Annotated in this window: 20 protein-coding genes; 14 read left to right on the top strand and 6 right to left on the bottom strand. The window is 42.9% G+C overall.

Going from position 1 to position 22304, the window contains the following annotated elements:
- Positions 1-118 precede the first annotated feature (118 nt).
- Together AAIG11_RS11315 and AAIG11_RS11310 are read left to right on the top strand one after the other, a co-directional pair.
- Positions 119-535 (top strand): secondary thiamine-phosphate synthase enzyme YjbQ, encoded by a 417-nt coding sequence (locus tag AAIG11_RS11315; RefSeq protein WP_343186363.1) that lies wholly within the window; start codon positions 119-121, stop codon positions 533-535.
- A 79-nt stretch (positions 536-614) separates the two neighbouring features.
- Positions 615-1784 carry an MFS transporter gene (locus AAIG11_RS11310; RefSeq protein ID WP_343186362.1) on the top strand — a complete coding sequence of 390 codons (1170 nt, stop codon included), beginning with the start codon at positions 615-617 and terminating at the stop codon, positions 1782-1784.
- A 17-nt stretch (positions 1785-1801) separates the two neighbouring features.
- Here the strand turns inward: AAIG11_RS11310 and AAIG11_RS11305 are convergent, their stop codons facing one another.
- Both AAIG11_RS11305 and AAIG11_RS11300 read right to left on the bottom strand, forming a co-directional pair.
- Positions 1802-3487: a sensor histidine kinase gene (locus AAIG11_RS11305; RefSeq protein ID WP_343186361.1), complete on the bottom strand. Its 1686-nt coding sequence runs from the start codon at positions 3485-3487 to the stop codon at positions 1802-1804.
- A 502-nt stretch (positions 3488-3989) separates the two neighbouring features.
- A complete protein-coding gene (locus AAIG11_RS11300) occupies positions 3990-4403 on the bottom strand; it encodes a bacteriohemerythrin (protein ID WP_343186360.1) in 414 nt (137 codons plus the stop codon).
- Positions 4404-4595: 192 nt separating this feature from the next.
- Between AAIG11_RS11300 and AAIG11_RS11295 the strand changes: the two genes are divergently transcribed.
- From AAIG11_RS11295 to AAIG11_RS11270, 6 genes are all read left to right on the top strand, one after another.
- Entirely contained in the window at positions 4596-6332 is a 1737-nt protein-coding gene (locus AAIG11_RS11295) for a 2-oxoacid:acceptor oxidoreductase subunit alpha (protein ID WP_343186359.1), read from the top strand.
- Positions 6323-7189, top strand: coding sequence for a 2-oxoacid:ferredoxin oxidoreductase subunit beta (locus AAIG11_RS11290; RefSeq protein WP_343186358.1), 867 nt, complete (start codon positions 6323-6325; stop codon positions 7187-7189). The genes AAIG11_RS11295 and AAIG11_RS11290 overlap by 10 nt, the downstream gene beginning before the upstream one ends.
- A 205-nt stretch (positions 7190-7394) precedes the next feature.
- On the top strand, positions 7395-7781 hold the full coding sequence (locus AAIG11_RS11285) for an FMN-binding protein (RefSeq protein WP_343186357.1): 387 nt from the start codon (positions 7395-7397) through the stop codon (positions 7779-7781).
- Positions 7782-7791: 10 nt separating this feature from the next.
- The gene (locus tag AAIG11_RS11280) at positions 7792-8853 is read left to right on the top strand and encodes a sodium:calcium antiporter (protein ID WP_343186356.1); all 1062 of its coding nucleotides are present in this window, start codon (positions 7792-7794) and stop codon (positions 8851-8853) included.
- Positions 8854-8896: 43 nt separating this feature from the next.
- Entirely contained in the window at positions 8897-10480 is a 1584-nt protein-coding gene (locus AAIG11_RS11275) for an NAD(P)H-hydrate dehydratase (protein WP_343186355.1), read from the top strand.
- Positions 10461-11501, top strand: a complete 1041-nt coding sequence (locus tag AAIG11_RS11270; protein WP_343186354.1) for a serine hydrolase domain-containing protein — start codon at positions 10461-10463, stop codon at positions 11499-11501. Before AAIG11_RS11275 ends, AAIG11_RS11270 begins: the two co-directional genes overlap by 20 nt.
- Before the next feature lie 72 nt (positions 11502-11573).
- Here AAIG11_RS11270 and AAIG11_RS11265 read toward each other — a convergent pair whose 3' ends face one another.
- The 4 genes from AAIG11_RS11265 to AAIG11_RS11250 are packed head-to-tail and all read right to left on the bottom strand — an operon-like array spanning position 11574 to position 13952.
- Positions 11574-11906, bottom strand: coding sequence for a 4a-hydroxytetrahydrobiopterin dehydratase (locus tag AAIG11_RS11265; protein WP_343186353.1), 333 nt, complete (start codon positions 11904-11906; stop codon positions 11574-11576).
- Between the two features lie 48 nt (positions 11907-11954).
- The gene (locus tag AAIG11_RS11260; RefSeq protein WP_343186352.1) at positions 11955-12461 is read right to left on the bottom strand and encodes a ferritin-like domain-containing protein; all 507 of its coding nucleotides are present in this window, start codon (positions 12459-12461) and stop codon (positions 11955-11957) included.
- Between the two features lie 41 nt (positions 12462-12502).
- A complete protein-coding gene (locus tag AAIG11_RS11255; RefSeq protein WP_343186351.1) occupies positions 12503-12931 on the bottom strand; it encodes a hypothetical protein in 429 nt (142 codons plus the stop codon).
- 25 nt (positions 12932-12956) lie between these two features.
- Positions 12957-13952 carry a dihydroorotate dehydrogenase-like protein gene (locus tag AAIG11_RS11250; RefSeq protein WP_343186350.1) on the bottom strand — a complete coding sequence of 332 codons (996 nt, stop codon included), beginning with the start codon at positions 13950-13952 and terminating at the stop codon, positions 12957-12959.
- Positions 13953-14139: 187 nt separating this feature from the next.
- On the opposite strand from AAIG11_RS11250, the gene AAIG11_RS11245 reads away from it, so the two are divergent.
- The 6 genes from AAIG11_RS11245 to phrB all read left to right on the top strand — a co-directional run bounded on the left by AAIG11_RS11245 (position 14140) and on the right by phrB (position 22300).
- A complete protein-coding gene (locus AAIG11_RS11245; RefSeq protein ID WP_343186349.1) occupies positions 14140-15111 on the top strand; it encodes a DnaJ C-terminal domain-containing protein in 972 nt (323 codons plus the stop codon).
- 68 nt (positions 15112-15179) lie between these two features.
- Positions 15180-17786: an ATP-dependent chaperone ClpB gene (gene clpB / locus AAIG11_RS11240; RefSeq protein WP_343186348.1), complete on the top strand. Its 2607-nt coding sequence runs from the start codon at positions 15180-15182 to the stop codon at positions 17784-17786.
- A 138-nt stretch (positions 17787-17924) separates the two neighbouring features.
- Entirely contained in the window at positions 17925-18764 is an 840-nt protein-coding gene (gene amrS / locus AAIG11_RS11235; protein ID WP_343186421.1) for an AmmeMemoRadiSam system radical SAM enzyme, read from the top strand.
- A 44-nt stretch (positions 18765-18808) separates the two neighbouring features.
- Positions 18809-20185, top strand: coding sequence for an AmmeMemoRadiSam system protein A (gene amrA / locus AAIG11_RS11230; protein WP_343186347.1), 1377 nt, complete (start codon positions 18809-18811; stop codon positions 20183-20185).
- Positions 20182-20928 carry an undecaprenyl phosphate translocase family protein gene (locus AAIG11_RS11225; RefSeq protein WP_343186346.1) on the top strand — a complete coding sequence of 249 codons (747 nt, stop codon included), beginning with the start codon at positions 20182-20184 and terminating at the stop codon, positions 20926-20928. Before amrA ends, AAIG11_RS11225 begins: the two co-directional genes overlap by 4 nt.
- A 16-nt stretch (positions 20929-20944) precedes the next feature.
- The gene (gene phrB / locus AAIG11_RS11220; protein WP_343186345.1) at positions 20945-22300 is read left to right on the top strand and encodes a deoxyribodipyrimidine photo-lyase; all 1356 of its coding nucleotides are present in this window, start codon (positions 20945-20947) and stop codon (positions 22298-22300) included.
- The last annotated feature ends 4 nt before the right edge of the window (positions 22301-22304 follow it).

The following is a 22304-nucleotide window of genomic DNA, read 5'->3' as shown; positions in this document are numbered from 1 at the left end:
GCAGAGTGGTCTGATCAACAGCTTCGATTGACAATTGAGCCTGTTTGGATAAAATGAGAGCATAGGTACATCACAACGAAAGTGCGATCATTACAGCTTGTGAAGGGGAGGATCAATGATGGTATCATATCGAAAAGAGCTTTGGTTCAGTACTTCAAACAGACGTGAATTTATCAACATAACATCAGAAGTCGAATCTTGTCTTCGGGAGAGTGGCATTCAGGAAGGGATGTTACTGTGCAATGCGATGCATATTACTTCCAGTGTTTTTATTAATGATAACGAGAGTGGACTGCATCAAGACTTTGACCTATGGCTTGAAAAATTGGCTCCCGAAAAACCTTATTCCCAATATCAGCATAATGGATATGAGGATAATGCAGACGCACATTTAAAACGAACGATAATGGGAAGGGAAGTAGTAGTTGCGATTACCAAGGGAAGACTCGACTTTGGTCCATGGGAACAAATATTTTATGGTGAGTTTGATGGAAAACGGGAAAAACGCGTATTGGTTAAAATCATTGGTGAATAACTTCATGCCTTAAGAATTTCACCCTTTTTGAGATTCGTGTGATTTGCAAGCAAGGTACTGATTATAACGACTGGAAGTGATGGAAATTCTACTTCAATACCGTTTCTTATTTGGATCAATTTATTTTGCCATTGGAGCATTGTATTCATTATTGGCTCTCTATTTGGAGAGAATTGGCTTTAGCGGAACACAAATTGGCTTAATCATGTCATCTGGGTCTCTAATGTTAATTTTCTCACAGCCGTTTTGGGGAATTGTTTGTGACAAAACCAGGAAAACTGTACTGGTTTTGAAGGTTTCACTGATAGCAGCCGGTGTTCTGGCATTATCACTGCCCTTTGTCAGAGGGTATCTACTTTTTCTGATTTTGTATGCTGCGGTTCATTTTTTTCAGGGGGCGAATGCTCCCATTTCTGATACACTTGGAATAACTGCGGCAAATCGTCTGGGACTAACTTTTGGTGACTTCCGGCAATATGGGGCCATTGGATTTGCCATTGCCGTCTTCACGGTTAGCAATATTAGTGAAGTAGTGGGATTATGGATCATTTTCCCCTTTTATTTTCTCGCATATCTTGTTGCGGCCATTTTATTCCGTCAAGAAGAACCTGAAATAACAGATATGCATGTGCCGTTGATTCCAGGACTGAAACAACTCATTGTATTACCACGGTATCGTTTGATACTGGCAGCTACCTTTTTTATTTTTGGACCCGTTGTGGCGAATAATAATTATTACGGACTTCTGTTTGAGTTTACGGGAGGCACAATTGCCGGTATAGGATTGGCCTTTTTATTGTTCTCTGGAAGCGAAGCACCGTTCATGAAATTATCAGGCAAAATGATTGCTCGTTTGGGTTTAATTAACACGATGATGATGGCCACCAGCATTTCTGCAGTACGCTGGTTTTGGTATAGCACCGGGCCAGAGCCAAAATGGATGCTCATATTTTTTGTTATTCAGGGTTTGTCGGTGGGGCTGTATATTGTCAGCGGAGCACAGTTTGTTTCAGAAAATGCCTTGCCGCATCTAAAAACGACAGCAATGACCCTCTATGCGTCGGCAGGAATTGGAATGGGTGGTATTTTCTGCCAGTTTGCTGGAGGAATTTTGCTGGATTTCCATAATATTTTAGCTGTCTATTTCTTTTTTGGTGTATCAACAGTCATTGGATTCCTGATTTTGTGTTATCTGCGTTATTATGCCGGAAGAGTGAGTTTAGACGTTAAAAAGCCGCCATTTTTATAGCTGATGGCGGCTTTCGATTAAACAGAGTCATTGTTTGGATTTTCAGGAAAGGGGAGAATGATGCGAAACTGGCTTCCTTCCCCTGGAGTGGAAGAAACATGGATTTGTCCCTGATGAATGGAAAGAATTTTTTTGACAATTGAAAGACCCAAACCTTCTCCTGCTGCATGGTTTGGATGCAATCGGTGGAAAATGTCAAAAACCTTTTGGTAATAGTGTGAAGAGAATCCGATGCCATTATCTTCAACAAGGTATTCAACAGAGTTTTCTGATCGATGGCCAGCAATATGAACATGTGAAGGTCTATCTGAGTGGCGGTATTTGATGGCGTTATCAATGAGGTTAAAGAACAATTGGCCAACAAGCATTTTGTCTCCGAAAACGTTGGGCAGCTCGCCGATCGTGACTTTAATATGATGTTGGGAAATAATATACTCCTGTGAATTGAGTTGTTCATGAATCAGTTCAGTCATATCAACCTCAGCCATTTGAATACCTTGTCTGCCTGTACGGGAATATTTAAGCAATCCTTTGAGCAATAGATCCATTTTTTGGGTACTACTGTTGATAAAGGTCAAACACTCGGGAATCTCCTCGTGAAGCAGAGTTTCAAGCTGCGTTGAACCATGATGGCTTTGATCGGAATTTGCCGTAGAAGAGAGATGCTCTCGGAGTTCATCAAAAGCAAACCCCAATTCTTGACTGAAACCTTGCACATTCACCAAAGGTGATCTCAGGTCATGAGATGCGACATAGATAATCTGCTCCAACTCATCATTTTTGCCTGACAATTCGAGGTTGAGGCGCTTAAGTTCTAGTTCTTCATGTTCTCGCTGGCGAGTCATCAGCATGACAGAATCACTAAGCTTTCCAATTTCATCCTGGCGTTGCAGAAACTGGTTTGGTATGTTGATATTAGCATAATCGCCAGAAGCTACTTTCCCTAGCTCCTGAGAAATATGCATCACGGGGTGCGTGATGCGCCGAGTGGCCTTTAATGAAACGAAGGTTACCAAAATCAATATAACCGCAAGAAACAAGACTGATTGCATGACATCCATCATGAGTTCCTCATGAAAGAGCTCTCTTTTTTCAGCAATGAGATATTCAATGTCGTCAACATAGGCACCAGTACCGATAACCCAGTTGAAAGGCTCGAAGTAACCGGCATAACTTCGCTTGGGGAGAGGTTCATCTCCTCCAAGACGGGGAAAGAAATATTCTTCATAGCCATTGCCATGAACTGCGGTTTGAATCATTTCCTGCACGATAAACCGACCACTTTGGTCCTGGAAATCCATTCGGTTATTGCCTTCAGAAGGACTTCCGTAAAGTACAACATTAATACCTTCTGTGGTATCAACCCAAAAATAACCATCGTATTGACTGGAAGCGTCTGTATAGCGCATTTCGCGGATTAAATCTGCAGCCAGTTGTTGCCCCTCGCTGTCAGTCAGTTCGCCTTTCAGTATTTTGCGGTTAATCTCATCAAGCATGGCAATTACAGATGTGACTTGTGCTTTCGTTTGTTTGTCAACTTCCTGATATAGAGACTTTTCCAGTTCATTTATGGCTCTTTCATTCAGATCAACACTGCGATGAATGGAAGCGCCACTGATGAGTAACAAAGCAAAAAATGAAATTGATAGAATCATAACCAGCAATTGTTTTGAAAAGCTGTTTAATCGGAGATAATTTGACATGACATCACTCCCTGACAGTTGCTTCCGATGCACCTATTATAGCTTAAAATAGTGAGTGATGCCATTCTGATTGGTATATTATAGCGATTAAATGGCTTTAGAAAGGATTGGATAATCATGAAAATAATACTAACAGACAAACTGGTGAAGTTCCTTAAGAAACGGCGGGTCAGTGTACTGACCATTCAGCTACCAAAAGCGAATGGTTGTTGAGGTGTTCCCAATACATCATCGGTGATGATGTCGATACCAAAAGAAAGGTCAAACTATGTCACGATTGATACCGAAAGCGGCATTCAAGTGTACCTTCACCAAGGATTGGTGGGGAAGAAACCGGAAATGATTCTTACAGTCAGTCGGTTTATGATATTCTACTCTATATACGAGTTGCCTGCACCTAGATAATAGCTGCAGGAAAAGGAAAAGGAGATCAGAAGCTCACGTTTGATTAAGTGGTATCATAGAAATGCTTAAGAGAAACCGTTATCGCAGTCAGGAGAATTTAATAAATGCCTTTGTCATTCAAAAATGTGCCATACTGACTGTCAACCTCCATTATGTGTTTTTGTATCCAGTCAGCTAAAAAAGCAAGCAACTCCATGGATACCTCGGCTTGGTTTTGGTCCATGTCTCGATCAAGCATTTCCTGTACTTTGGCAAGAAATCGTTTGTGTTGCATTCGATGTGACATCAACTTGGGATAGCCGTAGTGTTCCATAAGTGATTCTTCAGCCTGAAAGTGGTGGATTGTATATTCTTTCAATGCATACAAGGCTGCGATAATTTCATCGTAGTGATCGGCATCCCGATCGCTTTTTATAGTATCAAGAAGCGCGTTGGCCAACGAGAAAAGCTGGCGGTGCTGTTCATCAAACCTTGCAATTTTACAACTGAATACTTCATCCCATCGAAACATAGTAATACCTCCTTAGATTGTCGGGTCTGCAGTAACTGCAAACACAGCTTTTTGATAGATATACTTATCTATTTATTCTACGCTTTCTGTGAAAAAAAACAAGTCTGCAATTGTCAAGATAGAGATAATCCGTTTGATTTGCTGTCTGTTGGCTATGAATAGTACGTAATGAGTACGGAAGGAGGAAATGGATTGAGCTGGAGAAAAACCATCCTAATTGGTGGTGTTCAGGGTGAGGGGGTTGCCAGTACAGGCATAAACCTTATGAGAGCACTTGCAGGCATCGGTTATCACGTTTATGGAGAGCGTAAGTTCTCTTCCCGCATTAAAGGTGGCAATACCCATATGATCATCACCATTGGCGATGATCCGGTGACATGTGTGGAGTCTGTCATCGATATAATTCTTGCTTTTGACGAAGAGTCGATCAGTTTAAATCAAAGCAAAATGAAGGATAATGGCATTATTCTGGTAGATGAAATATTGACAGAAGGAACTTCTTTGATACAGACATGTAACGGCGTTGCACTTCCTCTGACACTGATGGCCAAAACACACGGATCTCTACTGATGAAGAACACAAGTGCCATCGGTTATCTGGGGAAAATGTTGGGTGTACAGCGTCAGGTGCTGGAATCATCTCTTGCAAAAACATACCTTTCCAAAGGTGAAGAAATTATAAACAAAAACCTCAAAGTACTGTTGGCTGCCTATGATGATATACGCCCGGAATTGGAAAAAATAGACCCGTTGCCAGATGCTCCACAAAGGCAGGATGATGTGATGATGCTCATGGGGAATGATGCGATCGCCTTGGGTGCACTGATGGCAGGTTGTCGCTTTATGGCAGCCTATCCCATCACACCGGCCTCTGATGTAATGGAGACGATGAGCAGAGTGTTCCCAGATGAAGGGGGATTAATGATTCAGACAGAGGATGAAGTGTCTGCAGTCACTATGTGTATTGGTGCAGGCTATGCTGGTGTGCGAAGCATGACGGCCACTTCAGGGCCCGGCCTGACATTGATGATGGAAGGACTTGGACTGGCCGGTATGACAGAAACGCCACTTGTTGTGATTGATGCCCAAAGAGGAGGACCAAGTACTGGCCTTCCCACACGAACAGAACAAAGTGATTTCAGCGCTCTCTATCATGCTGGCCATGGAGAGTTTCCTCTGATTCTATTAACACCTTCCACAATCGAAGAGTGTTACGAACTTACCAAAGAAGCATTTAATCTTGCAGACCATTTTCAATGCCCAGTAGTCGTCATGACTGATTTGAATTTAAGCTTATCGCCCCAAACAATTCCGGCTTTCGATTACGTTCCGGCGGCCATTAACCGCGGTGTACTGATGTTGTCAGAAGATGATCGATCGGATGCAACGAGGACTGAACCATTTGCCAGGTATGAATTGACTGAAGATGGTCTTTCTCCCCGAAGTTTTCCTGGAATGCCTGGTGGCATTCATCAGGTTACCGGTCTTGAACATAACGAGTGGGGAAGGCCTTCCGACCAGCCTGCTAACCGCCAGAGAATGATGGATAAACGCCTGCGGAAACTGGAACCCCTTAAAGATCAGTCTGCGATTCATTTGGAACAACGTGATGGAAAGTTGTTATGCCTGACCTGCGGATCTTCATGGGGTGTGTTGCAGGAAGCGGTAAAAGACACCTATTTATCTGTTGATATTGGACGAATCTCTCGCATACGTCCGTTGCCGAGACGGCAACTACAACAATTATTGGCAAATTACAAAAAAATAATTGTGATGGAACAGAACCAGCAAGGACAATTGGCTTTGATTTTGCGTCAAGAGTTAAATCATCAAGATAATATTGTCAGCATGACGCGCTATGATGGTGAGTCATTTCAACTTCAAGAAGTTCGCCATTTACTGGAAGGATGGTGTGCAGAATGGAAATGAAAGACTTCAGTAATGGAATTAAGCCTAACTGGTGTCCTGGGTGTGGCGACTTTTCAGTTCTTCGTGCAATTCAACTGGCTGCAGCCAGTTTGGAAATCCCTCAGGAGCGAATGGTCGTGGTCAGTGGCATCGGATGCTCAGGACGCTTATCTGGCTATATGAATACTTACGGGTTTCATTGTGTTCATGGACGTAGTCTGCCACTTGCCCAAGGCATTAAACTAGCAAATCGAGACTTGACAGTGTTGGCAGCGGGTGGCGACGGTGATGGTTTTGCCATTGGAGCAGGGCACACGTTACATGCCATTCGCCGCAATGTTGATTTAACTTATGTGGTGATGAATAATCAGGTATACGGACTTACAAAAGGGCATGTATCTCCGGTGAGCCTGCCAGGTCTCAAAACGAAAACAACCCCTGCTGGGTCGGTGGATCAACCAATACAACCAGGATTATTGGCTGTGGGAGCGGGTGTCACTTATTATGCACAGGGTTTTTCAGCACAACAGGAAGAACTGGTATCGTTGATTGCTGAAGGCATTCAACATAAAGGATTCTCGCTGGTGCAGGTATTCAGTCCCTGTATCACTTACAATAAAACTAACACATATAGCTGGTTTCGTGAAAACTTAACGAAAGTATCAGAAGTGTCGACTCATCAAACGGATAATGTGGATTCGGCGCTTCGAATACTGCGAGAGACAAATGGACTGATAACAGGGTTAATCTATCGCCAATCAGATCAACCCACATTTGAAGACAGACACGGATTAAATCAACACAGTCCGTTGACAAAGAATATGACAGAATCAACAGAAGAACAGTTTTCGCGCTGGACGAATCGATTTCTCATTTGATTGAACTGCTTGAATCACAGTTGTACCCCTTAGCCCTCGACAAGTGACAGGGACTGCTTCGTGGTGAGAGGGATTGAGAGGAAGTCTGGAAACGTGATCCAAGCTAAAGGGGAATAGACGATAATAAGGCATGAGCCAATGCGTTACATTTATGAGTCATACTTTTAATGAAACACTGATTGAATGATTTTTAGGAGGTGAATATGTGAAAGGCTGGATTAAGATAATACTCATTGTAGCAGTACTGGCAGCAGTTACTTTTCCCTTTGTCAACCGAGGTATTCTATATTACCAGTATCAACAGCAAATCGAAGCAATATCAATACAAGACATTGATCTTACAAAACTGGAAGATGGGGTCTATACAGGTACATATGATGTAGGGTTGATTCATGCAGAAGTGACTGTGGTGATCATCGATGAAGCTATCCATGATATACAACTTATCCATGAACATGATCGTGGTCAACGTGCTGAAGGAATTATTAGTGATGTTTTACATGCTCAAAGCCTTGACGTTGATATGGTAACAGGAGCTACTGACAGCAGTCGGGTTATTTTGAAAGCCATAGAAGTGGCTTTATCGGAATAGGGGAGACTTAATGGAATATATTTGGTTTATGGTAAGTGCACTACTGGTTATTCTGGCAGGAAACCGCCTTTCTGCCCACGGTGACTCCCTGGCGGCCCACACAAAGCTCGGGCATGGTCTGGTGGGTGGCATTTTAATAGCGAGTGTCACCAGTCTGCCAGAATTAGCCAGCAGCATTTCAGCCACTATGATTGGCGCTCCAGATATTGCTTTTGGTAATGTTTATGGCAGCAATGCCTTTAACTTGATGATACTTGCCATCGTTGATTTGTTTCAGGGAAAAGGCAGTTTACTTCAAATTGTCAGAGATAGTCATATTCTAACAGCAATGTTTGGGATATTGCTTACAGGAATCAGCATGCTTGCCATATGGATCACACCCTATGAGGTTTTTGATATAACCATTGGATGGGTAAGTGGTTATAGCATTTTGATATTGTTTCTTTATCTGTTTTCTGCTTTTCTAATGGTTCGCTATGAAGAAAAGACAAGACAAAGATTACCTGAAGAATCAAAGGCCAACTCAGAAAAAGATCGGAATCTGGAGTTGTCTGGTTGCAATTTAGATAAACAGCAGGCAATCCATGGGAAAAATGCTTTAAAAAAAGCAGTGAAAGGCTTTATCCTTTCGGGAATAGTTATTGTGGGAGCAGGTATACTATTATCTGTCAATGCAGATGTTATTGCAAAAAATACAGGATTAGGACAAACTTTTGTGGGCACATTACTGGTGGCAGGAGCAACCTCTCTGCCAGAATTGGTGGCAGCCATTGCAGCCATTCGCATCGGTGCCTATGACATGGCAGTGGGAAATGTTTTAGGGAGTAATATCTTTAATATTCTTATTCTAGTAGTGACAGATCTGGCATATGTGTCTGGATCTGTGTATCAAGTTGTCAGTATGCAACACATTTTAACTGCCGGTACTGCGATGATCTTGAGCAGCATTGCGGTGATCGGACTCTTTTATCGTTCCAAGCGAACAATCCTTACCCTGGGATGGGATACCGTCGCAATACTGATAGGATATGTTACCATGATGTTTGCGTTGTTTAAAATATCAGTAAAGTAGTTGGACAGGCGAGACGATGCCAGTGATTGCGGAGGTAATAACTGTGAATATTCTGACTAACCAGCAGATGCAACAAGTCGATAATAGCGCCATTAGTGAATATATGATGCCCAGCATTCTGCTCATGGAAAGGGCAGCAATGGCAGTAGCAATCGCAGGAAAAGAATTATTGGCACTTGAAGGTCTTGCAGGCGTACTCGTATGTTGTGGGTCAGGCAACAATGGTGGTGATGGATTGGCTGCAGCCCGACACTTTCACGAGATGGGTATTCCCGTTCGGATCCTATTATTGTCAGCGCCTGAAATGTTTACTGACGATACCCTGGCAAACTATCACATGGCTTTGAAGTGGGGATTGGAGACTGAGTTCTATGAGGATCAGAAGGAGCAGTTGGAAGCGTTGGAAAATTGGAAGTCGGGCCGGTTTTTAATTGTTGATGCCATCCTGGGCACTGGCATATCCCGTCAAATTTCCGGAAGAACCTATAACGTCATTCAATGGATCAATCGGCACCCATCGCCTGTTCTTGCGGTGGATATTCCCTCGGGGATACATGGAGATACGGGGAAGGTGATGGCAATAGCAGTAGATGCCGCTAAAACCGTTTCTTTTGGACTGCCAAAAGTGGGGAATGTGAGCTTCCCGGGAGCTGAATACAATGGCAGTCTTTCGGTGGCAGACATAGGCTTGCCGCCTGACCTGCTGATGAAAACACCATATATTGCCCGTCGTCTTTCAGAGTCAGACATTGCAGATTTATTACCGGATAGACCCAAAAACGCACATAAAGGAACTTTTGGAAGCCTGCTTGTCATCGCCGGTAGCATCGGCTATACCGGCGCTGCTATCATGGCTGCCCGGGGAGCGCTGCTCAGTGGAACTGGACTAATTAATATAGCGGTTCAGGAATCTCTGAATCACATTTTTGAGCAGACATTATGGGAGGCCATCACAACTCCACTGAAAGAAGGGGAGGATGGCGGGTTTTCCGCTGAAGGGATCAAATGGATGCATGATCAAAAGTCCAGGTCTCAAGCAATAGTTGCAGGGTCTGGCTGGGGAAACGGGAAAGGATGGGCTGAAGTGCTTGAAGGTCTGTTGGCACAGGTGGATTGTCCTATGGTGCTGGATGCAGATGCACTGAATTTACTGGTGAACCGTCTTCATTTGTTAAAAGAGCTTAAGTTGCCGGTGATCATCACGCCGCATCCTGGAGAAATGGCACGGTTGACTGGTATGAGTGTTGATGCTGTCAATAATAACCGGTTACAGACTGCTCTGGAAGCTGCTAAAGAATGGGGTGTTCATGTGGTTTTAAAAGGAGCAGGCACTATCATTGCCTCGCCCGACGGCGAAGCTGTGATCAACTCAACGGGCAATGAAGGAATGGCAAAAGCAGGAAGTGGTGATGTACTTGCCGGGATAGTGGGTTCTTTATTGGCACAGGGAATGCAACCCTTTCAGGCAGCGTCAGCTGCCTGCTGGATCCATGGAAAAGCGGGTGATGTGGCGGCAGATGCCATTGGTAAACGATCAATAACTGCAGTCGACATCATAAACGCTTTACCCGAGGTCTATCGCCGACTGGAAACGAAGGAGGGATTTAATGAAAGCCATGCAGGATAATATCATCAAAGAGATAGATCATTTGATCAAAGATCAGATGTATTATCGCGATATTCCTGGCCTGTCTATTGGAATTGTATTGAATCACGAACTAAAACTGCAAAAAGGTTATGGTTGGGCTGATCATGCATGTAATAAAGAAATGTCAGCAGATGCCATATTTCATATGGCATCGATATCCAAGCTTTTTACTGCAACTGCGGTCATGCAGTTTGTGGAGCAAAGAGTTTTGGATCTCGACGAGCCCTTCATCAGGTATCTTCCAGATTTCAAACCAGAACAACCCATGGTAAAAGAAATTACATTGAAGCAATTGTTAAGCCATACTTCAGGCATGCCCGATTGTGATGATTACGAATGGGAACTCGCTCGAGATGACGAGGCTGCTCTCCACGAATATGTGATGAGCCAGACTGACATTTCCCTGCTGTCACGACCAGGCGAGCGGTTTAATTACAGCAATATCGCCTATGAAATACTGGGTGATATTGTCAGTTACCAGTCGGGCATCTCATTTGATGATTATTGTAAGCAATATATATTGAATCCACTGGAGATGAAATCCAGTCATTTTATCATGAAATTGGTTGACCAGCAACGCCTGGTAAGTCCGCATATAAAGGATGGTGATAATAAGATAAGGGTGAGCCCTGTTTTTCCTTACAACAGGGCTCATGGGCCAAGCTCCACTCTCTACTCCACGGTTGAAGAGCTAAGCCGGTTTGCCTGTTCCATGATGACTTTGTGGCAGAATAAACCATCACCCGTGTTGAAATGCAGTACATTCATGACAATGATGACACCACAGGCGAAAATAAAAGAAGCGGAACAGATTGGTCTGGGATGGTTTATTAGTCAGTATGACCAGCAAACATTCTACGGACATGAAGGCAATGATATTGGCTTTCGCACCACTTTTGCAATGATTCCCTCCAAAGGTTTGGCGATAATAGTGTTGGCAAATTTGCAAACAGCGTCAACCCGTAAAATCATGAGAGGAATCTATGATATTATTTCATAAAACAATGCCTCTGATCATGAGCAAAATTACAACCGCTCATTTTCAGAGGCATTGACTATTAGTGGCAGGTTTTTAAGATCGCATGCGGTCAATTTTAGCTGCAAAAACGAAATCTGCATCACTTAAACCATCAATCTTATGTGTATAGAGAGTGAGAACCACCTTGCCCCATGACAATGAGATATTGGGATGATGACCTTCATCTTCGGCCAAATGGCCGATTTCATTGGTGAAATCCAAAGCCTGCTGAAAGTTTTTAAATGTAAAGGTTCGTTCCAAATGGTGATCATTTACCAGTATCCATTGAGAGTCAAGCTGTTCGAGAAAAGTTTTCAGTTCATCACCGGCAAGGGGAGGAGTCCCTAAACTGCAAGGTAAACATTTGAGGTCAGCAAGTTCGGGCACCAAGTAACACCTCCTTAAATCATACCAACGGATAGGTGACTTTTATGGTTAGAATGGAAAAAATCCTTGCTCAAACCAATTCGATTCCATAGCTTTTCGATACTCGTTGTAAAATGTTCGTCTGTGTTCATTTTCCCATTCAAAAAGCGTTCGGAGTGTCTGTTTGCCAACTTCGTCAGATACCTGATCCATGGCCTTTTTATAAAACTCAGCAAAATCATTCTCAATAAGATAAGCCATTCTCAAGACAGATAAGTCTGATAAACTGTGTTTGGCATCACCTGGTTCAATCTGTTCGCGTTGGCTTCTACTCTCGAAAAGACCAGGATCCATATCAGCGGTAAGGCTTTCAATAGGCAGCCAAGTGCCATCATTGTCAAGTTGCTCATACTGTTTCTCGAGAATTTCGTAATGTTCTCTTTCTGTCTCGGCTAATACTTCAAACCATTTTTTGGCTTCAGGATGATCCACCTGATCCGCAAAACTTTCGTAGAATTTCTGCCCCTGTTTTTCCATGTTCATTGCAAAGGCAATGATTTCTTTTGAGCTCTTCATTAAATAACCTCCTGTCAGTATCGAATAAAATATTGATTGAATCATTGCACTGTGATCCTGTCAAGAAAAACGCCTTTGGCGTCTAAGCCCATGTCTTCTGCCAAAACTGATCGAATAGAAGCTTGCATTTGATCTAACACCAATGGTTCCAGTAAGGAACTGGGAGAATAACGATTCAACTCACCGGAAATCAGAGAACGGATCTGAGCGTCATTGTATTCAGAATCGTGAAGGTGCCGTCGTTGATTAAAAGACAAAACGAAAGTCATTTTTACATAAGCAGTCCTTCCGCCGTTGTCGGGAGCAGTTTGAGTCAAGATGGTGATGGGTTGGCTGTAATAAGTGATGGATCTGTCATTTGCGGATACGCCTGTCAAAAAAACAATAATGCCAGCCATGAATGTTATCAGGAGCGCAATCACCAACACCATTATCGATTCTTGCTTTTTTTTAAGTTGATCAGATCTCATAGGTTTATCTTCCCTTTAGAGTACTTTAAAAGAGGGTTCCTTTTTTTAACAGCATTTCAATATATTGAACACGTTCGTAAGCCCATGGATCCTGTTGTTTTTTCTTGCTCATCTTACCTCGAAAATCGTCAATCGTTTGATAACCTTTCAGCTCCATCCACTTTTCAATACCAGTCACCATCTCCTGCACATAAGGGATACCATTTTTATATAATGCGCTAACAATCTGCACAGAAGACGCGCCAGCAAGAAGTGCTTCAATAATGTCTTCATCGTCTAGCACACCTTTACTCAGTGTGACAGGACACTTAATTCGATCGCTTAGCAGTGCCGTCCATCGAAGAGAAAGCAAGTGGTCTCCGGGTTGACTGAAGGAAAAAGTCGCAGATTCTTGTTCTGATATTATATCAATTTCAGGCTGAAAGAAGCGATTAAACAACGTGACTCCATCTGCTCCAGCTGCTTCAAGAGCGGTGACAAAATTTGTCAGATGTGTGTAGTATGGGCTGAGTTTGACACCCACGGGGATCGAAATGGCTTCCTTGACAGCTTTAAGAGCATTGAGTTGAGCATTCTCCAACTCTTCAGCAGAGACTTCAATGTGTATTGGGAGAGAATAGAAGTTTAGTTCTAAACCGTCTACGCCAGTGGCTGCAATATCTTTTGCATACTGTACCCAACCTTCTGTTGTAACCGCATTTAGACTGGCAATCACAGGAATAGTGACGTTTTTCTTTATCTTTTCCAACATTATCAAGTGCTCTTTATCTCCGGCGTGTTCCAAGTGTGGAAAATGAGTAAGCATTTCAGCATGTAAATTATTATAACGCTCAAGCGATTCATCCAGCTGGAACTTTTCAAGTTGGATGGCTTCCTCAAATAAAGATTTGACTACGATGGCAGCAACACCTGCATTTTCCAGCTCTTTAACCTTCTCTGACCGAGCGGTCAACGAGCAGGCACCAGCTACAAGGGGGTTTTTGAGGGGAATGCCGTACAAATTACTTTGAAGCTGACTCATTAATATCCCTCCTAATGGATGATCCTTGTTTCACAGAAAAACATGTCATATCAGAATACTACCTCAAAATCAAAGTGTTAAACAGGCGATGGATTTTCTGTTGATTTCACCGAAAATAATGATATAATATAAGAAAAGGTCAAAGATAGTCAATAAAAATTGTCGGTTTAATAAGGAGGTGGATCAATTGCAATATAAAGACTATTACAAAATTCTTCAGGTTCAAGAAACGGCAAATCAGAGTATGATCAAAAAATCATATCGTAGTTTGGCTAAAAAATACCATCCGGATGGGCATCATGGAGACGAACACATGGCAAATAAGTTTAAGGAAATTAATGAAGCCTATGAAGTGTTGGGTAATCCTGAGAAGAGGCAAAAATATGATTATATTAGAAATCAATCCTCTGGAGTACATGGGACAGCATTTGATCCATCTCAGTTCGGTTATCAGTTTTCAACAAAACGAAATAAGCAAAACAATGGAAATGATTCAGGATTTAGTGATTTTTTCGAGGCGTTTTTTGGCAATGAGATGAGTGGTGGATATCCTTTCGATAGCTTCTTTTCGTCAGCACCGTTCCAATCCTATGGCACGGCAGATGAGAGTAATAGAAAACAATTTGCTGGCGCTGCAACTGATACGATGGCAGTTCTTCAGCTGACGTTGGCCGAAGCCTTTCATGGCGTCAAGAAGAATATTATTCTTCGCAATGGTTCGGATGAAAAAACGTTGAAGGTCAGTATTCCTGCAGGGGTTCTACCTGGAGAAAAACTGAAGCTTGAGGGAGAGGGAGGTCTTTCTGAAGATTCTCTTCAACAGGGCGATCTGTACCTTCGGATTGAATTAAAGGAAAATGATGCCGAAAAGCTTGATGGATTAAACATAATTCAAAAACTTCCGGTAACCGTTTGGGAGGCTGCACTGGGTGGCAGTATAAAGATCCCGACACTTTCTGGCCTTCTGCGTTTTACGCTCCCCCCATCTACTTCAAGTGGGAAAACATTTCGGGTAAAGGGAAAAGGATTCAAAAATCGCAAAGGGGAAACCGGTGATTTGCTGCTGGCGGTGGAAATCAAATTACCAACGACATTTTCTTCAAAAGAAAAAGAACACTTTGCTGCACTGAAAGATATTTCGACATTTAACCCCCGTTAGTAAAAGGAGAACAATTTAAACTCAACGAAAGATCATTCAACACTATTAACCCGGAGGAGGTTTTGATGATGCAAGTCGAAAAATTGACACAAAAATCCAGAGAAGCTCTTGGTCTTGCTCAGGAGATTGCATTGCGGCATGCCCATCAGCAAATCGATGGTGAACATTTGCATATGGCACTTTTAACCCAGGAACATGGTTTGATTGTAACTATTCTTAAAGAAATGAATATCAACTGCCCCAAACTAATTGGTGAACTACAGCAACAACTTGATAAACTGCCTTCAGTTCATGGGGGCGATGTTCAGCTCTATGCATCTCGCAGATTAAATACACTACTGGTTAATGCCCAGGACCATGCGCGTAGATATCAGGATGAATATGTTGCGGTGGAACATTTGTATCTGGCTCTTCTTGATGAAGCGGATACCCCATCGGCTCAAGTGATTTCTCGGGCAGGCATTACCCGGGATGGTTTTCTTAAAGGATTGCAAAATATGCGGGGAGGTCAACGTGTCACGAGTGAAAATCCTGAAGAAAATTACCAAGCACTTGAGAAATATGGCCGTGACTTAAATGACCTGGCTCGACGAGGAAAACTCGACCCGGTTATTGGACGTGATGGCGAAATTCGTAGAGTGATACGCATCTTATCTCGACGAACAAAGAATAATCCTGTGTTGATTGGCGAACCAGGGGTTGGGAAAACAGCCATTGCAGAAGGTCTGGCTCAACGAATTGTCAAAGGAGATGTACCGGAAGGCCTGAAAAATAAGACGATTTTTTCCCTTGATTTAGGTGCTCTTATTGCAGGAGCCAAATATAGAGGTGAGTTTGAGGAGCGGCTGAAAGCTGTACTAAAAGAGATCTCTGAATCAGATGGACGCATCATACTTTTTGTTGATGAAATCCATAACATTGTTGGTGCCGGAAAAGCAGAAGGAGCCATGGACGCTGGTAATATTCTTAAGCCAATGTTGGCCCGGGGAGAGCTCCATTGTATTGGAGCAACAACATTGGATGAATATCGACAGCACATCGAAAAAGATGCTGCCCTGGAAAGACGATTTCAAAAAGTGGTGGTTGATCCACCGACTGCAGAAGATACAATTTCAATTCTGAGAGGATTAAAAGAACGATTTGAAATACACCACGGTGTGCGTATCACCGACCAGGCCATTGTTGCCTGCGCCTTGCTTTCAGACCGATATATTTCAGACAGGTTTCTTCCGGATAAAGCCATTGATTTGATGGATGAAGCGGCTGCCATGATTAGAACAGAAATTGACAGCATGCCTTCTGAACTGGACGAACTACAGCGGCGTACCATGCAGCTGGAAATTGAACGGGAGGCGTTACTAAAAGAAAAAGACACAAACTCCCGTGAACGGTTAAGAGAACTGGAAACAGAGATCGTACAAGTGAAAGAGCAATGTGAACAGTTGGATCTTAGATGGAAACAGGAAAAAGAAGTGCTGCAGCAGGAAAAACAATTAAAGGAAAAAATAGAAGCAACCCGAATGGCGGTGGAAGCAGCTGAACGGAAATATGATCTGGAAACACTTGCTCGACTGAAATACGGCGAACTGCCCGAGCTTGAAAAAAAATTAGAAATACAGCAGCGCAAATTGGAACACTACGAAAATCAGAGGATGATAAAAGAAGAAGTAACAGCTGAAGAAATCAGTCAGATCGTTTCCCGCTGGACAGGAATTCCTGTGACGCGTTTGATGGAAAGTGAACGGGAGAAAATATTATCTCTGGATCAGGTACTGCACCAAAGAGTGATAGGCCAGAATGAGGCTGTGGAAGCAGTCAGAGATGCAGTGATTCGGGCACGAGCCGGTTTAAAAGATCCCAAACGGCCCATTGGCTCTTTTTTATTTCTTGGTCCTACAGGTGTGGGGAAAACTGAGTTAGCCAAAGCCCTTGCAGCTGCACTTTTTGATACTGAAAACAATTTAATTCGAATCGACATGAGTGAGTACATGGAAAAATTTGCAGTCTCAAGACTGATTGGAGCTCCTCCTGGGTACGTAGGCTATGAAGAAGGTGGACAACTAACAGAAGCAGTGAGGCGCAAACCGTATAGTGTCATTCTTTTTGATGAAATAGAAAAAGCACATCCTGAAGTGTTTCATATGCTGTTACAGCTGTTGGATGACGGTCGATTGACTGATAGTCAGGGGCACACGGTAGATTTTAAAAATACGATTCTGATTATGACATCCAACATTGGAAGTCAGCTAATTCTTCGGGATTTGGAAATGAATGGCAATCTCACAGATGACACTCGAGAAGCGATCCATCGAGAGCTGCAACAATATTTTCGTCCTGAGCTGTTGAATCGTATCGACGAAACAGTTATCTTCAAGGCCCTTAGCAAAAATGAGATTGATGCAATTATCGACATGTCAATAAATGAAATTGAACACAGGCTGAAGGAATACCATTTAACGATTCATCTTGAAGAATCTGCCAGGAAACACATTATGGAGAATGCATACTCTCCCACATATGGTGCGCGCCCCATCAAACGATATATTCAAAAACAGTTGGAGACTGGTATTGGCCGTGCTCTGCTTGACGGAACAATTATTCCCAAAGATCAGATATTGATTCGTGAAAAGGAAAATCGGCTGGTGATCGAAAGCACAAGAGGATTGGAAGAATAGATACATGCTGCAATCTGCAGATGATCTGCTCAACACGAATAAATGGTGATCATTTGCGGGTTTTTGCAACTCAACCACAATTCATCTGAATGAAAAGGCAGTGAAAGGGAATGAATATGGTAAAAGGAGAGGGTGAAAATGAAACCCGCCGATTTTTCCAGGTTTATTTCCGGGGATGTTATGTGCATGCTTTGTCCCCATCACTGCCGTTTAGCTCTGGGCGAAACAGGAATTTGTCGTGTGAGGCGTCACGAACCCGAAGGGTTGGTGAGTCTCAGTTATGGCAAAATAAGCAGTGTCCAAATTGATCCAATTGAAAAAAAGCCTCTTGCACGTTTTATGAGTGGAACTGAAACTTATTCGATTGGCAGCTATGGATGTCAGCTTCGATGCCCTTATTGTCAGAACTATCATTTAGCCATGGAAATACCAAAGCTTTGGAAAATCACCCCGCAAACCATCATTGAACAGGCTTTGCAGGCTGGAACTCCCAGCATCTCATACACATATAACGAACCGCTCATCAACTACGAATTTGTCATAGAAACTGCCACACTTGCCAAAGATGCAGGCTTATACAACATACTCGTCACAAATGGATATATCGATCCAGAACCTTTGAAGACACTTTTACCAACAATTGATGCCATGAACATAGACATCAAGTCTTTTCGAGATCGAACCTACCGAAAAATGTGTGGCGGCAGTCTGAAACCAGTATTGGAGACAGTTAAAACGGCAAACAAAAGCTGCCATGTTGAAGTTACCACATTGCTTGTAACAAATATGCATACAATGGAGGAAATGGAAGAACTGGTGGATTGGATTGCTCATATATCTGCTGATATTCCACTGCATGTAAGCCGTTACTTTCCCCGCTATCGATGGCATGAGCCCCCGACAAACCTGAACTGGGTGTATGAGATTGTTGAGATGGCAAAAAGAAAGCTGACTCATGTATATGCGGGTAATTGTTGATAGAAATACTGATAATGATTCGATGACTTGAAAGGAGCATGGAGATGCCCCCTATTATTGGGACAGCTTTTTTACCTCACCCTCCCATTATGATACCTGCCATTGGAAAAGGTGAAGAAATGCTGGCACATAAGACATTGACAGGGATCAAGCAGATTGCAAGCATTATATCTGATTCAGAGTTTGACACCATAGTTGTGTTGACACCTCATGGAACAACTAATCAACAAACGGTTACTGTCAATGTAGGGCAACTGCTCTCTGGAAATCTTGACACTTTTGGTCATGCTGAGGTGGAACTGCATTATCAGAACAATCTTGAAATAGTGAAATTGTTAGAATCCGCCCTTCGAAATGAAGGGTTGTATTTCGAAAAAACGATCATGCCACTCGATCACGGCGCAGTGGTACCGCTCTTTTTTATTGGACAGCCACCGGTAGTTAATACCCATCACATAAGGTTGATTCATATGGCAGTAAATAGCATCGACTATAATGAATTGTATTGCATGGGAAAAATAATGGGAGCAGTGCTTCAACCTCACGCTTTAAAAGTGTTGATTTTAGCAAGTGGCGATTTGTCACACAGACTCAAGGAAGCAGGTCCTTACGGATATCATCCGGCGGGCCCTGTTTTTGATCAGAAAGTGGCAGAATCAGTTAAGAGCAATCGGCTGAATGACTTGTTGAGCATACCTGGTGATTTAATAAAACGGGCAGGACAATGCGGACTAGGACCTTTTATTATGGCAACAGGTATGATGAATCACCTTGAACTTGAGACGACCCTTTATTCCTATGAAGCGCCTTTTGGAGTTGGTTATTTGTGTGGAATGGCAGTTGTTAAACCGCAACTGGTACACCCTGCTGTTTGGCTTGCCACTGAAGCCATCAAACATTGGTTGACAAAGAAAGCCAAGCTTGATATGAACCGGGCGTGGAAAGCAGAAAAAACGTTGCAGCAGAGTACGTTCTGGATAGAAGCCAGGCAACGTCAGGCTGGCGTTTTTGTTTCGCTTCACCAGAATGGAATTCTGAGAGGATGTATTGGAACCATTCAGGCGACTACGAACTGCATTGGGGAAGAAATTATTATGAATGCTATTCAATCAGCCACATCTGATCCCCGGTTTTCTCCATTATCACTGGAAGAGTTAGAGGGGTTGGAAGTAAAAGTGGATGTTTTGGGAGATTTGGAACTGGTAACAGATGATATGGAGCTGAATGTTCAAAAATATGGTATCATGGTAGAAGCAGGTTATAAACGTGGCGTACTGCTTCCAGCTCTTGAAGGAATCAACTCAGTTGAGCAACAACTATCCATAGTGCTTGAAAAAGCGGGGATTCTTAAGGGAGAGTCTTATGTTTTAAAACGTTTTATCGTGTCACGATATCAAAAACACCACGGGGTGACGAAATGATTTCTTGGTTGAAAGGTGTTTTGCTTGGGTTTGTCATGGTACTGCCTGGAATGAGTGGCGGTACCGTCTTTGTTATTTTTGGGATATACGAGCAACTGGTTCATGATTTAGTGCATCTAAAGTTGAAGCCCTATCTGCCACTATTAGGTGGTGTTATCGCAGGAATTTTCATTAGTGGTTCACTGTTTTCTTACTTTTTTGAGATTTTCAGAAACGAAACAGCGGCTTTTTTGCTGGGATGTTTGCTGGCCTCCATTCGGGCAGTACTACGCTGTTGTCCTATTGTGACCGAGAGGCGCATCATCTCCATGGGCCTTGGAGTCATTGCTGGTTTTGCCCTTGGAGCAGATCCCATCGGCTATGCCACATCTGTGGAAGAAGTTGGAATTATCTACCTGTTTATTGCGGGTGCCTTGGCAAGTGCAACAATGGTTTTGCCTGGACTTCCCGGGAGTTCAGTGCTTATTTTAATGGGTATTTATGATACTGTACTGATTTATTTGAGCGAGCTGGTATGGGGACGATTGTTGGTATTTGGCGCTGGTAGCCTTGCGGGCATGTTTTTATTGGTTAATATGCTGGAAACTTTCTATGCCCGTCACCGTGCGATCATTTCATATTTTTTTGCCGGACTAATACTGGGGTCTTCCAGAGCGTTGATTCCAAATACCTTTAACTGGTTTATTATTCCTCTGTTTTTATCGGGGTTTGTGAGCGTATGGGTTTGGAGTGGCAAATCTTGACAAGTTGGTGAGGCAGATGAAAGAACGCATTAGAGTACTGCAAGAGGATCATAATATTAAGAGGAGCCGCCGTGGACCAGTGGTTTTCTGGATGAGCAGAGATCAGAGAGCTGAAGATCATTGGGGGCTCCTTTATGCCCGTGGACAGGCAGATATTTTACGCACCTTCTTAGTGGTTGTTTTCTGCGTAGCACCAAACTATCTTCTGGCGAATCAGTCCCATTATCATTTTATGATTCAGGGATTAAAAGAAGTTGCGGTCGATCTTGAGAATAAAGGGATTCCTTTCCATGTCATTCAGGGTAAGCCACAGGTTTGCATACCGAAATTGATTTCCGAGTGGGATGCTTCCATGCTGGTGATGGATTTTAATCCTCTGAGAATAAAGCGAGACTGGGAAAATGAGATCATAGAAGCGGTTGATTGCGCAGTACATCAGGTTGACAGCCATAACATTGTCCCTTGCTGGAAAGCGTCAGAAAAATTGGAATATGCAGCTTATACATTCCGACCACGCATCATGAGTAAACTAAAAGAGTACATGACGGACTATCCGCCGGTTGCTTCTCAAAAAGTATCTCCCGAGTGGTTTGTTAATCAGAACTGGGAGTGGATGAAGGAAGCGAAAAGCCCAGAAAAATATACTTTTCATTTCCAATCAGGTAAAAAAGCGGCTACAACTCAATTGAATCGATTTCTCGAGCGTGGTATTCATCAGTACGGCACAGAAAGCAATCAGCCTTTGAGTGATGCAGTATCGCGATTGTCTCCATATATTCATTTTGGGCAAATTTCCACTCAAAGAATTGCGCTTGAAATTATCAAAAATGAAAATCATAGCATTCATCAGGAGGCTTTCCTTGAACAACTGATAGTTCGTCGTGAACTATCAGATAATTTCTGTTATTATCAGCCTTTCTATGATCAGCCTGCAGCGTTCCCGCGATGGGCCAGAGAAACGCTTAGCCAACATGAAAATGATCAACGTGAATATCTTTACACAAGAGAAGAACTGGAGTCGGCTGCCACACACGATATGCTCTGGAATGCAGCACAACTTGAAATGAAATGGACAGGTTATCTCCATGGATATTTGCGAATGTACTGGGCAAAAAAAATATTGGAATGGTCTCCTGCTGCAACAACGGCACAGCAAGTGGCAATATACTTGAATGATACTTACTTGTTGGACGGAAGAGACCCTAATGGCTACGCAGGTATTGCCTGGAGTATTGGCGGAGTGCATGATAGGGCATGGGCAGAAAGATCAATTTTTGGAAAAGTACGATATATGAACAAACAGGGTTGTCGCAGGAAATTTGATGTAGATGCTTACATCGACGGCGTTTTAAGATACAGAGGAAACGAATGAAAAG

It is taken from the genome of Anoxynatronum sibiricum, from assembly GCF_039414295.1.
GTDB lineage: Bacteria > Bacillota > Clostridia > Peptostreptococcales > Tindalliaceae > Anoxynatronum > Anoxynatronum sibiricum.
This window is presented reverse-complemented; position numbering and strand designations above follow the sequence as displayed.